The sequence below is a fragment of the Xanthobacter sp. YC-JY1 genome, assembly GCF_021730305.1.
Taxonomy (GTDB): domain Bacteria; phylum Pseudomonadota; class Alphaproteobacteria; order Rhizobiales; family Xanthobacteraceae; genus Xanthobacter; species Xanthobacter flavus.
Map to the genome: position 1 here is coordinate 5,059,179 of NZ_CP032674.1, position 13,526 is coordinate 5,072,704.

The following is a 13,526-nucleotide window of genomic DNA, read 5'->3' on the forward strand; positions in this document are numbered from 1 at the left end:
GGCCGAGCGGACTGCCCCGTTCAGCCGGGCTTTCTTCTGTGCGTCGGCTTGGCCGGTTACTCGGGCGAACGTGTCACCCCACCCCCATCATCCCCAACGCCTTCGCGAAGAAGTCCGGCCCGCCGAAATTGCCGGATTTCAGTGCCAGCACCATGGCTTCCCCCGGTTGGCCTTCGGTGCGGAGCAGCGGCACGCCGGGGGCGATCTCGGGGCCGACGAGGAAGGCGGGGATCTTCAGCCGGTCCACGCTCGCGCCCGAGGTCTCACCGCCGGCCAGCACGAGCCGGCGCACGCCGGCCGCCACCAGCCCCTCGGAAATCGCCGCGGTACCGTGCTCGATGGCAACGCCCGCCGCATGACGGCCGAAGCGGGCCTGCACCTCGGCCACCTGCTCGGGCGCTCCGCTCGCGGCGATCAGCACCGGCCCGGACGCGAGACGGGCCTTCGCCCAGTCCAGAGCCGCGGCGACCTCCGCCTCGGGATGGGTCACGAGCCGTTCGGCGGAAAGCCGCAGCACGGGCATCTGACCTTCCGCGATGGCAATCTGCTCCAGCGTCGCCTTGGAACAGCTTCCCGCGACCACGGCCGCATAGCCGCCGATGCCGGCCGCCAGCGCCGCGCCGTCGCTCTGCTGCCGCAATACCCGCCCTTCCGCGATGAGAGCGCGCGCCAGTCCGAGGCCGAGGCCCGAGGCGCCGGTGGAGAGCGGCAGGGCTGCCGCCGCGACACCTACCGCCTCCAGATCCCGGTCGAACACGGCATCCACAATGGCCGCGGTGCGCCCCTCCAGCGCCAGCTTTTCCAGCCGGGCGGAGACCGCATCGGCCCCCGCCGCCACGTCCTTCAGCGGCACCAGCCCGACCCGGCCGGCGCTCTGGCGCGCCAGCACGCGCTTCAGGTCCGAATCCGTCATGGGGTTGAGGGGGTGGTCCTTGAGCGGGCTTTCATTCAGCGGCACGTCACCGACGAAGAGGTGGCCCATATAGACGGTGCGCCCGGTCTCCGGGAACGCCGGCGTCACCGGCACGATGGCGGCGCCGGTGGCGATGCGCAGCGCATCGGTGACGGGGCCGATATTGCCGTCGTCGGTGGAATCGAAGGTGGAGCAGACCTTGAACAGGATATGCGACGCGCCCCGCCCCTTGAGCCACGCAAAGGCCGCCAGCGACTGCGCCACCGCCTCGTCCGCCGGGATGGACCGGCTCTTGAGCGAGACGACGACCGCGTCGGCATCGGGCAGCGCCAGCGCGGCATCCGGCACGCTGATGGTCTGGACGGTGCGCACGCCCTCCTTTGACAGCGTGTTCGCGAGGTCGGAGGCGCCGGTATAGTCGTCGGCGATGACGCCGAGGGTGAGGGGCATACGAAATCCCTTGGGCTGCTTCTGTTGGGGCGTGGCCGTCGGAGTCGGGCCTTCCCTAATCGTTTCGATTAGAGCGCCAAGCGCGGCCTCGGGGAAGACCCCGCGCCGAGGGAAGTGCCATCGCAGAGAGAACGAACCCGGAAAATCCGGTCGCGGCCGATTCGGTCACGCCCCGTTCCCGCTGCGTCCCCGCCGCCCGCCCCGGGCTGTGCCGGAACGGGACAGGTCGCGGCCATCCTCAGCCCGAGTTGCGCAGGCCGGCCGAGATGCCGTTGATGGAGAGCTGGATGCCGTGCAGCACCTTGTCGTCGCCGGGACTGGCCCGGTGCTGGCGCAGAAGTTCCACCTGCAGGTGGTTCAGCGGATCGAGATAGGGGAAGCGGTTGCGGATGGAGCGATCCAGCAGCGGATTGCCCTCCAGCAGCTTCTGCTGGTCCATGATGGCGAGCAGATGCTTCAGCGTCAGCTCGTACTCCGCGCGGATTCGGCCGAAGATGGCGGTGCGCAATTCCACGTCCGGCACCAGCTCCGCATAGCGCGAGGCGATGGCGAGGGAGCTCTTCGCCAGCACCATGTCCATGTTGGACAGGAGCGTGCGGAAGAACGGCCATTCGTGCTGCATCGCCTTGAGGAAGGACAGGCCATAGTCCGGCCGGCGCGCCACGAACGCCTCCACCGCCGTGCCGAAGCCGTACCAGGCCGGCAGCATCAGCCGGCACTGCGCCCAGGAGAACACCCACGGAATGGCGCGCAGCTTCTCGATAGAGCGCGTCCTGGCCCGCGAGGCCGGGCGCGAGCCGATGTTCAGCGTCGCGATCTCGTTGATGACGGTGGAGGACCAGAAATAGTCCTCGAAGCCCTCGGTCTCGTAGACGAGGTTGCGATAGGCCGCGAACGCCGTATCCGAGATGTCCTCCATGGCGGTGAGGAATTCGGTGCGCGGCGCCTTGTTTTGCGGCTGGAGCAGGGAAGCCTCCAGCGTCGCCGAGACGAGAATCTCGAGGTTGCGGCGGCCCACATCGGGGTTCGAATATTTGGAGGCGATGATCTCGCCCTGCTCGGTGATGCGGATCTGCCCGTTCACCGCCCCGCCCGGCTGGGCGAGGATGGCGTCATAGCTCGGCCCGCCGCCGCGTCCCACCGATCCGCCGCGACCGTGAAACAGGCGCAGCCGCACCTTGTGCTCGCGGAACACCTCGATGAGGCCGATCTCCGCCTTGTACAATTCCCAGCCGGAGGTGACGAAGCCGCCGTCCTTGTTGGAATCCGAATAGCCGAGCATCACCTCCTGCTCGGCGCCGCGGCTTGCCACCAGCTTGCGATAGGCGGGAAGCGAGAAGGCGCGGTCCATCACCTTGGCGCAGGCCTTCAGGTCCGAGATGGTCTCGAACAGCGGGATGATGTTCACCTCGCTGGTCAAGCCCCCCGTCCCGTCGCTGGCGACGAGGCCGACCTCCTTCAGCAGCAGCGCCACCTCCAGAAGGTCGGAGACACCCTCGGCCTTGGAGATGATGGCGTTGGGGATCACTTCCCGCCCGAGCGCATGGTGCGCCGCAGCCGCCTCGCGCAGGATGTCGAGCTCGGAGCAGGTCTCTTCCGAATAGGCGATGAATGGCGAGGCGAGCGGCCGGGGCGTCGCCAGCTCCTTCAGCAGCAACGCAATGCGCGCCTCCTCGTCGAGGCCCGCATAATCGGTGCCGGGCACCGCCTTCTCCAGCAGCTCCGCCACCACGCGCTCGTGCACGTCCGAGTTCTGCCGTAGGTCGATGCATGCGAGATGGAAGCCGAAGCAGTCCGCCGCCCGGCGCAGCAGCCGCAGCCGCCCGCGGGCCAGCACCTTCGATCCGTTCGCCACGAGCGAGTCGTGGATCACGTCGAGGTCGGCGCGGAACTCCTGCGCCGTGGCATAGGGCGCGAGCGCCTCGACCGTCGCCAGCGGCTCGCCGCGCAGCTTGCGAGCGGTCTGGCGCAGGCGCTCCAGGACGTAAGCGAGGGCGAGGCGATAGGGCTCCTCGCGGTGCTCCTGGGAGCGGTCCGGCGAGCGGGCGGCGAGTTCCGTGAGGGCATCGGATACGGTCACGAGGCGCTGGGCGAGAGACAGTTCCGCCCCGAGCGCCACCAATTCTTCCTCATAATGGGCGAGGATGCGGTCGCGATGCAGGCGCACGGTCTCCTTCAGCACCTCGGCGGTGACGAAGGGGTTGCCGTCGCGGTCGCCGCCGATCCAGCTGCCGATGCGCAGGAAGGAGGGGAGCTGCACCTCGTCCCCCGCCTCGGCGAGACGGTCCTCGATGGCGCAATAGAGGCGCGGCACCTCGGTGAGGAAGGTGTAGTCGTAATAAGAAAGGCCGTTCGCCACCTCGTCCAGCACGGTCAGCTTGATGCGGCGCAGCAGCGCCGTCTGCCACAGGGTCAGCACCGCCCGGCGCAGGATCTCCTCGCCCTCCTCCCGCTCCTGCGGGGTGGGCACCACGCGCTCGCGGCGATCGAGCTCGGCGGCGATCTCCATCTCGCGGTTGAGGGTGCTCTTGCGCCGCACCTCGGTGGGGTGGGCGGTGAGCACCGGGCTCATGCGCGCGCCGGAGAAGAAGTGCGCCAGCGTCTCGCGATCGATCCCCATCTGCTCCGCGCGGGAAAAGGCATAGGCGAGGCTGCCCGCACGCGGCGCCGAGCCGGCGATGGCGTGGGCGCGGTTGCGGCGGATGTGGTGCTGGTCTTCGGCGATGTTGGCGAGGTGGGAAAAGTAGCTGAAGGCGCGGATGGTATCGAGGGAGCGGTCGGCCGGCAGCGCGCCCAGAAGGGTGCCCAGCTCGTCGCGGGCGGCCTGGTCGTCGTCGCGGTGGAAGCGGATGGACAGCTGGCGGATGCGCTCCACGAGGTCGAACACCTCGTCGCCTTCCTGGTCGCGGACGGTGTCACCGAGAATGCGGCCGAGCAGCCGGATGTCGTCGCGCAGCGGCTGGTCCTTCACGTCCTCTGCGCGCGGCGCGAGGCCGCTCGAAAGTGCCAAATTCGTCATCCGACTCCCCCGGACTCGTCCGCTGCTGCGGCGCACGTCTCTTTCGACCTTAGTCTTAAGGAAATTGTGCAGGAGCGAAAGGGCGTTCCGGGCGAAGGTGATTTCACGCGGAGAGAAGACGGGCCTCGGCGACCCGGGCGGCACCGGACATCACGGCGAAGATGGAGGAGAAGAATCGCTCCACCGCATCCCGCCCGAGCGGTGAGAGGCAGCCCGTGCCGCGCGCGCCACGTTCCACCAGCCCGCGCTCCTCGCTCAGGCGCAGCAAATCGAGCACATGCGCCCGCGACAGGTGGAAGCGGCGGGAGAGATTGGCGATGGAGGGCGGCTCTTCGCGGGCGGATTCGGCGGTGAACAAAGCGAGAAGCACCATCAGGCCGCCGTCCCGGTCCACCAGATCGAGCAGCTCCGGGGCGGCGGAGACGGGCCGGAAGCCGGAGAGGAAGGCCTCGCCCAGCGTCACCGCGAGAACCCGCGTGAAGGCGGGATCCGCGAGGCGGGGGGCGAGCCGGGCGAGTTCCGGATCGAACGCGCTGCCGGCGTCGAACACGAGGCGCCACCGCTGGTGCTGGAGCGCGACGAGCTTCTCCTGCGGCATCAGCGGCTTCACCCGGCGATCCTCGGCCGGCTCCGCCGACGTCAGATAGCCGCCCCATCGCATGAGGGCGAGCATCGCCTTCGCGCGTCCCCGGCTGCACAGGCCGGTGGAGGTGCACAGGGCCACGATCCGCGCGGCGGTGAGCCCGCCGCCCTCGGCCGGCGGCAAAGCGTCGAGATAGAGCACCATGAGGCCGAACATGTTGCGGCCGCGATCACTAAGCACGCGGTTGAGCAGCCGGTTGCCGCTGTAGAGCGCGCTGATCTGGCCGACGAGTTGCGCCACCGCCCGCGGGAAGGCGGGATGGGCGAGGATCGCGCTCCGCGCCTCGTCACCGCACGCCGCATTGAGCCAGTCCACGGCCGTCCCTGCCCGCACAGCCACCAGCCCCAGCACCCGCGCCTCCGCCACATCGTCCCGCAACGGCCCAATGCCAGTGGGGCCAAGAATCGCCATTGCGGTATAGCAGGATGACGCCTAGCTGACCCGAAGTCACCTCGGCGCGATGTCAACCCGGGCGTCACGCACAGGTGTCTGCTAAGGATGCCGAGGCTGCCATGCGCCTGCTGACACGTTCCGCTTTCCTCGCCGCCACCCTCGCCGCACTGCCGCCGGCCGCCGTCGTCACCTTCGCGACGACCGCCCCTGCCGGCGCCGTCGTCTATTGCAGGACCGTCGGCGTGCCGAAGGGCTGCGTCGCCCGTCCCACCGCCCCCGCGGCGCGCGCTGCCGTCCATTGCACCCGGCCCGGCTATCCCGCAGGCTGCGTGCCGGGCGCCGGAGCCCCGGGCGTGGGCGTCACCCCCGGCGTCGGCGTCGGTGCGCCCGGTGTCGGTGTCGCGCCCGGAGTCGGCGTGAATGCCGGCGGCCCGGTCAACCGCGTCGGCGTGCGCTGATCGCGCATCCTGAAATCCACTGGAGGCAACACCCCATGAAGTCCCTGCTCTGCGCCGCCGCCCTCACCCTCGCCTGCGCCGCCCCCGCGCTTGCCGACAAGGCCTCGGCCGACCAGTGCGCCGCCAATCTCGGCGCCGACGCCAAGGCCATCTATGCCGCCGCTGCCCCGGGCTTCGCCAGCGCTGCCGATCCGCGCGCGCTCGTGACCGAGAAGACCAAGGCCCTGGTGCAGTCCGGCGCCGTCTCCATGAGCGGCGCCCGCCCCGCCGCCGAGGCGGCCGGCGCCTGCCTCACCCAGCTGCGCTGAACCATACCGGCCGTCGGCTCCAGGCGAGCCGACGGCCTTTTCTTGCGTTCGAGGCCGGCGGCGTGTTGCGCCCGAGACGTTGGCCGGGGCAATGGCCCAGAGCGCTTGCCCGAAGCGGCCGCGCGGGTCTAAGGCTGGCGTCTTCCCCGCCTAGACCGACCGGCCCATGCCCCACACGCCCGACACCCTTCTCGCCTTCCTCGCGCAGAACGACATTTCCGGCACCACCTACGAGCATCCGCCCGTCCACACAGTGGCCGAATCCCAGGCGCTGCGCGGCGACATTCCCGGCGCCCATACCAAGAACCTGTTCCTGCGCGACGGGAAGAAGACCTATTTCCTGCTGACGCTCGCCGAGGATACCCCGGTGAACCTCAAGGCCCTGCGCGGCCCGCTGGGGGCTAAGGGCTCGCTCTCCTTCGCCTCGCCCGAGGCGCTCATGGAGCATCTCGGCATCCTGCCCGGCTCGGTGAGCCTGCTCGCGCTCGCCAACGATACCGAAGGCCGGGTCCGCTTCGCCATCGATGCGGCGCTCATGCGCGCCGACTTCGTGGGCTGCCACCCGCTCACCAATGCCCGCACCACCGTGCTCACGCCGGAGGCGCTACGCGCTTTCTTCCGCCTGACCGGCCATGAGGCCATGGAAGTGGAGATTCCGTCGGCCGGCGAGGCGTGAGCCCCGCTTAATTGGCGCATGGCTTCAATTTGCGCATGGCTTCATGGCGCTCTCGTCGCTGCCGGCCTGGGCGAGGAGCGTCCTGAGGTCGATGTCCTGGATCAGCGTCACGAAATTGCCGCCCGGCTTCAGCCGGAGATACGTGCTGAGCAGCAGCGGCCCGGCGGGTAACGCGCCGCGCACGCAACCTTCAGCGGACACCGCGAGCGACCCGCTGGCGCGCCGTCCCTTCGCCAGTTCGTCCGATTTCAGCGCCAGCGCCTCGCTGCGCGCCGCCTCCAGCTTGCGTCGGCCCTCGTCGGTCAGCCGGAAAAGGGTGATGCGCATGCCCGCGCGCTCCTCCTCCTTGAGCGCCGCGAGGGCCTTCGGGTCCGTCTCCACCTCCAGCGCCGCCTGCACGGTCGTCTTGCGGGCCTCATCGCCCTGGCGCCAGTAGGACATGACCACGAACGCCCCGCCGGGCACCGCCACGATCTCCTTGGGCGCACGCACGGCGGCGCGCAGGACGGTCAGATCAGCCGTTTCGAGATCGAGGGTGGCCAGCTGCGGCAGGGAGCTGACGGGAACATGGGAGCAGGCGCCCACACAAAGAACGGCCACCAGCAAGGCGAGCGTCCGTACGGGGCGCGAGAGGGCGAGAAAGAAACGCATCCGATCTCTCATTTTGGGTTGAATAATTACTGTTTTACGATAAAAAATGAATGCGTCAAGGAAAGCTCGCATGTCTTCAGATCGCATCGACCCCAGACTTCACCGCGTGGTGCGCCTCGGCCGCACCCTCTCGATCGCCACCCTCGTGATCCTTCTGCTGCTGATGGCGTCCGGCCTCGGCATCTGGCTGTCGCCTGGGCTGGTGGAACGGGTGATCGTCCCGCGCATCGGCCTCGCCGGGCATCCGGTGGCGCTGGATGGCGCGAGCCTGTCCGCCGGCCTCGCGATTTCCGCGATTCCGCTCGGCATCCTCGCCTATGGCCTGCTTCAGGTGCGCCAGATCTTCCGCGATTTCGGCCGCGGCGAGATCATCTCCGCCTTGCTCGCGGTGCGGCTGGAGCGCTTCGGCGCGGCCGTCGCGCTCCAGGGCCTCCTCGCCCCCTTCGTCGGGGCGGCGCTGAGCATCGCCCTCACCCTCAACAATCCGCCGGGCACGCGCGCCATCGCCGTCTCGATCTCCAGCCACGACGTGGTGGCGGTGATCGTCGGCCTGCTCGTCATCGGGGTGGGGGCGGTCATGCGCGAGGCGGCGCGCATCGCCGAAGAAAACGCGAGCTTCGTCTGAGCGGGGAGGCTATGGGACCACCATGCCCATCATCGTCAATCTCGACGTGATGCTGGCGCGCCGCAAGATGCGTTCGCGCGAGCTTGCCGAGCGCATCGGCATCACCGAGCAGAACGTTTCCCTGCTCAAGTCCGGCAAGGTGCGCGGCGTGCGCTTCGACACGCTAGCGCGCATCTGCGAAACCCTCGGCTGCCAGCCCGGCGACATTCTGGAATATGTGCCGGGGAACGAGGAAGCGGACGAGGAGGCGGCGGACTAGCGCCCCGCTTCGTCGTCAGCCCGGATCGCCCCCCGCCCGGGCGTCATAGGCGGCCTGCGCCGCCAGCACCGCATCCATGTTGCGCTCGGCCCAGTGGGCGATGGCCGCCACCGCGTCGGTCAGCGTCCGGCCGAGCGGCGTCAGCGCGTATTCCACCGTGACCGGCACGGTGGGGAAGACCGCCCGCGAGAGGAGCCCGTCGCGCTCCAGCTTCTTCAGCGTCTGCGACAGCACCTTCTGCGAGATGCCCTTGATGTCCCGCCTGAGGTGGTTGAACCGCACCGGGCCGTCGCGCAGCCGGTCGAGGATCAGCACCGCCCATTTGTCGGCGATGCGGTCCAGCACCATGCGCGTCGGGCATTGCGCCTCATAGACATCGAAGGGCCACGGAAGCCGGCAGCTCTCGCCGGCAGGCTCAGGCGCGCCCTGCGGTTTCCCGGAAGTGACCATGTGAGTTCAAGGTGCTCTCTTTTGGGCTTGCTCGACCAAGAGTATGTATCCAATCGGAAGCTGGTTTCCAATGGAAACCTATCCTTGAATGCCCGCGCCACCGTGCGCCGGCGAGCAGGAGAGCGATCATGTCGGGTCAGATTCTGGTTTTCGCGGCCAACGGCAATGTGGGCCAGCCGCTGGTGCAGGCCCTTCTCGCCAAGGGCGAACAGGTGAAGGCGGCATCCCGCACGGGCAAGGCCGTGGGCGGTGCGCAGGGTGTGGCCATCGACATGGATGATCCCTTCACCTTCGCGACGGCCTTCGCCAGCGTGGACCGACTCTTCCTTCTGGCGCCCACCGGCTCCCTCGACATCACCGGGCGCCTCCTGCCCGTGATCGAGGCCGCTGCCGCCCGCAAGGTGAAGGTGGTGCTGATGACCGCGCTCGGCGTCGATGCGGACGACGCCATTCCCTACCGGCAGGTGGAACTGACGCTGGAGCGCTCGGGCACGCCGTTCGTGATCCTGCGGCCGAACTGGTTCGCGGACAATTTCCACACCTTCTGGAAGGCCGGCATCGACCATGGCGTGATCGCCCTCCCGGCGGCCGAGGGAAAGACGAGCTTCATCGACGCCCGAGACATCGCCGAAAGCGCGGCAGCAGCCCTGACCACCGATCGCTTCGACGGGCGCGCCTTCAACCTCACCGGTCCCGAGGCGCTGACCTATGGCGAGGCGGCGGCCATCCTCTCGTCGGTGACGGGCAAGCCCATCGCCTACACGGCTGTGAGCGACGACACCTTCGTCGGCATCCTCACGGGCGCGGGCGTGCCGGAGCCCTATGCGCGCTTCCTCGCCACGCTCTTCCATCCCGTCCGCGAGGGCCGGACGGCGCACGTCACCGCCGACGTGGAAACCCTGACGGGCCATGCGCCGCGCACGCTTTCGACCTATGCGCAGGACAACGCCGCGCGGCTCGCCTGAGCCGCGTCACAGGTCCATGCGGTAGCGGACGAAATCGTCTGCCGCGACGAAGCTGTCGTAGAGCCGGCGGGCGGGATTGTCCTGCCTTGTGTGCCAGTAGAGGAGCGACCAGCCCCTCTCCTTGCCGAGGCGCACGAGGTCGGCGATCAGCGCGCGGCCGATCCCGCCGCCGCGGCAGGCGGGATCGACGAACAGGTCTTCAAGATAGCAGACCGGCGCGGCAACCCAGGTGCCCTCATGCAGGATGCTGATGGAGAAGCCGACCGGCTCGCCGCCGCGCCGCGCCATCCGCCCGATCATCGGCACCGAAGGGTCGAGAATGCGCGCCCAGGTGCGGGCGGTGATGTCCGCCCCCACCTCGGTCTCGTAGAAGGCGTTGTAGCCCGCCCACAGGCGACGCCATGCGGCCTCGTCCTGCGGCGCAGCGTCCGCGATCAGCAGGGGTTCGCCCGTGACCTCGCTCATCGTCTCGCCCGGCCCGCTCAGTTGCCGCCGTCCAGCAGGCGGCGGGCGATGACCTGGGCCTGAATCTCCGCCGCACCCTCGAAGATGTTGAGGATGCGCGCGTCGCACAGGATGCGCGACACCGGATATTCCAGCGCGAAGCCGTTGCCGCCGTGGATCTGCAGGGCGTTGTCCGCCGCCGCCCAGGCGACGCGCGCGCCGAGCAGCTTGGACATGCCGGCCTCGAGGTCCGTGCGGCGCCCCTCGTCCTTGGCGCGGGCGGCGAAATAGGTGATCTGGCGGGCGATCATGGTCTCCACCGCCATCATCACGATCTTGTCGGCGACGCGGGGGAAATTGATCAGCGACTTGCCGAACTGGATGCGCTCCTCGGCATATTTCAGGCCCACCTCCATGGCGGCCTGGGCCACGCCCACGGCGCGGGCGGCGGTCTGGATGCGGGCGCTCTCGAAGGTGGTCATGAGCTGCTTGAAGCCCTGCCCCTCCTCGCCGCCGAGCAGGTTCTTCGCCGGCACGGTGAAGCCGTCGAAGCCGATCTCGTATTCCTTCATGCCGCGATAGCCGAGCACCTCGATCTCGCCGCCGGTCATGCCCTCGGCGGGGAACGGGTTCTCGTCGGAGCCGCGCGGCTTTTCGGCGAGCAGGATGGACAGGCCTTTGTAGCCGGGCTCGGCCGGATTGGTGCGCACCAGCAGGGTCATGATGTCGGCGCGGACCGGATGGGTGATCCAGGTCTTGTTGCCGTTGACCTTGTAGACATCTCCCTCCTTCACCGCGCGGGTGCGGAGCGAAGCGAGGTCCGAGCCGGTGTTGGGCTCGGTGAACACCGCCGTGGGCAGGATCTCGCCCGAGGCGATCTTGGGCAGGAAGTGGCCCTTCTGCTCATCCGTACCGCCGGCGAGGATCAGCTCCGCCGCGATCTCCGAGCGGGTGCCCAGCGAACCGACGCCGATATAGCCGCGCGATAGCTCCTCGGTGACGACGCACATGGCCTCCTTCGGCAGGCCGAGGCCGCCGAACTCCTCGGGGATGGTGAGGCCGAACACGCCCATCTCGGAGAGTTGGGAGATGATCTCCAGCGGAATGTAGTCGTTCTTCAGATGCCATTCGTGGGCATGGGGGGCGACTTCCGCCTCCACGAAGCGATGCATCTCGGTGCGCATCGCTTCCGTGGTCTCGTCGAGGCCCGCCTCGCCGATGGTGCCGGCGAGGTGCGCGTCGCGGATGATGTCGGCGAGCGCGGCGCGGCTGGCCGCCGTATTGCCGTTCTCCACCAGTGCCGCGATGGCAGGCTCGGCGGCCAGCGCCGCAATGGTCGCGCCGGAGACGTAGAGATCGGGAAGCCGGACGATCTCGCCCTGGCTCATGGGAATGCCGCCGAGGATCTGCGCGATGTACTCGCCGAGGCCGATCTGCACGATCAGCTTCTCGGTGTCGCCGAACTTGCCCATCTCGGTCAGGCGGTCGGCATAGTGCACCAGCTCGCGCACGGAGAAGACGTAGGTGGCGAGCCAGGCGAGGCCGTGGGTGGCGCGCTGCTCCTTCTCCAGCAAAGCGGAAGAGATGCGCCCGCCATCCGTCACCTTGGCCTTCACCAGGGAGGTCGCCTCGGCCAGCAGCTTCTCCAGGCTGTCGGTCGCGACACGCCCGAGCGCCACGGCGTCGAATTCCCCGGTGGGCACGGACTGAACGGCGGCGCTGGCGGACATGAACTCTCCCCCTTGATTGTGCATTGCGCAATTGACCTATCCTTGCCCCGGAACCGGGCCAAGGCAACGCCTGATTACGAAAGCCGGGATCGGCCCGGATCAGGTGCCGCGCCGCAAATGGTGCGGCGCATGCGCCTTGATACGGCATCCGCCGCCGCGGTCGATCCGACTTTCGCCGTGAGGGGAGAGGGCCGGAGTCAGCCGTCAGGGCGCTTCGCCCTGCACCTCGGCGAGGCGGGCGGCGAGCTCCTCGAGGTTCTCGCGCATATGGACGCAGGCCGAGACCGCCGAGAACAGGGCCGTCAGCGTCTCCGCACCCACGGCACCGAAGGCGCCGTGGGTGTTCAGCTCCTCCACCCGCGCCTCCAGCGCCGCCACCGCCGCGCTTGCCGCATCGGCACGGGTGGCGAGGTCGGCAACGGGCTGGCCGTCCAGCCGGTCGGCGATGGCTGACATCTGGGCGGAGAGTGCCGTCGTCGCGGCCGTCAGGGTGGCAGAGACGAGGCCGGCGACGGGCTCGTCCAGCGGCCGGTCGGCGTTGCGCAGCAGGATGATGGCGGAATGCCACAGCCGCCGGGCGCCGCGCACTACGGGCGCAGGATCGGTCTGGGTGGTCAGCCGCCCGGCCTGCTCGGCCCGCACCTCCACGAGGCGCAGGTCCGCCGCGCGCAAAGCGAGGCGTGCCCCGCCGTTGAGCCGGTCGATGACCGAAGGGTCGATCCCCTGCCCGAGCAGCCCGCCCCGCCCGAGGTCCAGCAACTGGGCGGTCAGCCGCAGCGCCTTGGCGCAATAGGGAAACATTTTGCCCAGCGCGCGTTCCGGCAGGATGAGGATAGCGCACAACAGGCCAACCACCCCGCCCAGCGCGATTTCCGCCACCCGCGTGAGCCCCGACAGCCACGGCGCGACATCGCCGGGATGGGCCAGCATGACGATGACCACTGTGACAGGCGCCAGCTTGAAGCTGGTCGAGCGCGCCGCCAGCGCCGCCGCGATGAACAGCGCCACCGAGAGCACGAGCAGGGTCTCGAGCGGCGACTTGCCCGCCAGCATGGCCCCGGCCACGCCGACGACGCCGCCCGCCAGCGTGCCCAGCGCCCGGTCGATGGCGACCGACAGGCTGGCGCCCAGCGTCGCCTGCACCACCAGCACCGCGGTCAGCACCGCCCAATAGCCGTTAGGCAAGGCAAACTGCTCCGCCAGCAGATAGGTGACGATGCCGGCGATGGTGGCGCGAAGCGCGAGCTTGAGGTGGGCGAGGGCGATGACCTTGCTCAGCCGATCGCGCAGCGTGGGAACGCCGGATGCGGCTTCCGTCGTTGCATCCTCGGGCGCGACCTCAGAAGGCCCGGCGGCCGGGGATGCAGCCGGTGGCGGTTCAGCCGGGGAATTGGGCTGGCGCGGCATGGGAAATCTCGGCCGGTCCGGACGCCGGATGGGATGGCGCCGTGTCCTCGCTGTCTAGCCGAAGGCGGCCGGCGCCACCAGCCGGACGGTGGACGGGCGCGCCCGGCGCTTGCCATTCCCGCCGGAAAGCCCGAT

At 69.3% G+C, this 13,526-nt stretch carries 14 protein-coding genes; 6 read left to right on the plus strand and 8 right to left on the minus strand.

The genetic code is table 11. From position 1 onward, the window contains the following. Positions 1-73: 73 nt before the first annotated feature. The 3 genes from otnK to D7006_RS23760 form a co-directional block, all read right to left on the minus strand. On the minus strand, positions 74-1,363 hold the full coding sequence (gene otnK / locus D7006_RS23750; RefSeq protein WP_237354797.1) for a 3-oxo-tetronate kinase: 1,290 nt from the start codon (positions 1,361-1,363) through the stop codon (positions 74-76). Positions 1,364-1,601: 238 nt separating this feature from the next. After that, the gene (ppc, locus tag D7006_RS23755) at positions 1,602-4,382 is read right to left on the minus strand and encodes a phosphoenolpyruvate carboxylase (RefSeq protein ID WP_237354798.1); all 2,781 of its coding nucleotides are present in this window, start codon (positions 4,380-4,382) and stop codon (positions 1,602-1,604) included. A gap of 103 nt (positions 4,383-4,485) precedes the next feature. Further along, positions 4,486-5,436 (minus strand): hypothetical protein, encoded by a 951-nt coding sequence (locus D7006_RS23760; RefSeq protein WP_237354799.1) that lies wholly within the window; start codon positions 5,434-5,436, stop codon positions 4,486-4,488. 101 nt (positions 5,437-5,537) lie between these two features. Here D7006_RS23760 and D7006_RS23765 point away from each other — a divergent pair, with 101 nt between their 5' ends. The 3 genes from D7006_RS23765 (at position 5,538) to D7006_RS23775 (ending at position 6,860) form a co-directional block, all read left to right on the plus strand. Then, positions 5,538-5,876, plus strand: a complete 339-nt coding sequence (locus D7006_RS23765) for a hypothetical protein (RefSeq protein WP_371744997.1) — start codon at positions 5,538-5,540, stop codon at positions 5,874-5,876. A gap of 35 nt (positions 5,877-5,911) precedes the next feature. Beyond that, positions 5,912-6,184 carry a hypothetical protein gene (locus D7006_RS23770; protein ID WP_169122109.1) on the plus strand — a complete coding sequence of 91 codons (273 nt, stop codon included), beginning with the start codon at positions 5,912-5,914 and terminating at the stop codon, positions 6,182-6,184. A 166-nt stretch (positions 6,185-6,350) separates the two neighbouring features. Then, a complete protein-coding gene (locus tag D7006_RS23775) occupies positions 6,351-6,860 on the plus strand; it encodes a prolyl-tRNA synthetase associated domain-containing protein (RefSeq protein ID WP_237354800.1) in 510 nt (169 codons plus the stop codon). A gap of 24 nt (positions 6,861-6,884) precedes the next feature. Here D7006_RS23775 and D7006_RS23780 read toward each other — a convergent pair whose 3' ends face one another. Then, the gene (locus D7006_RS23780; RefSeq protein ID WP_237354801.1) at positions 6,885-7,511 is read right to left on the minus strand and encodes a hypothetical protein; all 627 of its coding nucleotides are present in this window, start codon (positions 7,509-7,511) and stop codon (positions 6,885-6,887) included. 70 nt (positions 7,512-7,581) lie between these two features. Here D7006_RS23780 and D7006_RS23785 point away from each other — a divergent pair, with 70 nt between their 5' ends. Together D7006_RS23785 and D7006_RS23790 are read left to right on the plus strand one after the other, a co-directional pair. Beyond that, positions 7,582-8,136: a DUF2975 domain-containing protein gene (locus D7006_RS23785; RefSeq protein WP_237354802.1), complete on the plus strand. Its 555-nt coding sequence runs from the start codon at positions 7,582-7,584 to the stop codon at positions 8,134-8,136. Between the two features lie 22 nt (positions 8,137-8,158). Beyond that, the gene (locus D7006_RS23790; protein ID WP_229645170.1) at positions 8,159-8,395 is read left to right on the plus strand and encodes a helix-turn-helix transcriptional regulator; all 237 of its coding nucleotides are present in this window, start codon (positions 8,159-8,161) and stop codon (positions 8,393-8,395) included. 15 nt (positions 8,396-8,410) lie between these two features. Here the strand turns inward: D7006_RS23790 and D7006_RS23795 are convergent, their stop codons facing one another. Further along, positions 8,411-8,743 carry a helix-turn-helix domain-containing protein gene (locus D7006_RS23795; RefSeq protein WP_229646796.1) on the minus strand — a complete coding sequence of 111 codons (333 nt, stop codon included), beginning with the start codon at positions 8,741-8,743 and terminating at the stop codon, positions 8,411-8,413. Positions 8,744-8,973: 230 nt separating this feature from the next. Here D7006_RS23795 and D7006_RS23800 point away from each other — a divergent pair, with 230 nt between their 5' ends. Beyond that, a complete protein-coding gene (locus D7006_RS23800; RefSeq protein WP_237354803.1) occupies positions 8,974-9,810 on the plus strand; it encodes an SDR family oxidoreductase in 837 nt (278 codons plus the stop codon). A gap of 6 nt (positions 9,811-9,816) precedes the next feature. On the opposite strand, the gene D7006_RS23805 is transcribed toward D7006_RS23800, so the two are convergent. The 3 genes from D7006_RS23805 to D7006_RS23815 form a co-directional block, all read right to left on the minus strand. Next, complete coding sequence (locus D7006_RS23805; protein WP_237354804.1) at positions 9,817-10,275, minus strand: GNAT family N-acetyltransferase; 459 nt, start codon at positions 10,273-10,275, stop codon at positions 9,817-9,819. A 17-nt stretch (positions 10,276-10,292) separates the two neighbouring features. Next, positions 10,293-11,984 (minus strand): acyl-CoA dehydrogenase family protein, encoded by a 1,692-nt coding sequence (locus D7006_RS23810; protein ID WP_237354805.1) that lies wholly within the window; start codon positions 11,982-11,984, stop codon positions 10,293-10,295. A 204-nt stretch (positions 11,985-12,188) separates the two neighbouring features. Beyond that, the gene (locus D7006_RS23815; protein WP_237354806.1) at positions 12,189-13,391 is read right to left on the minus strand and encodes an FUSC family protein; all 1,203 of its coding nucleotides are present in this window, start codon (positions 13,389-13,391) and stop codon (positions 12,189-12,191) included. Positions 13,392-13,526 lie beyond the last annotated feature (135 nt).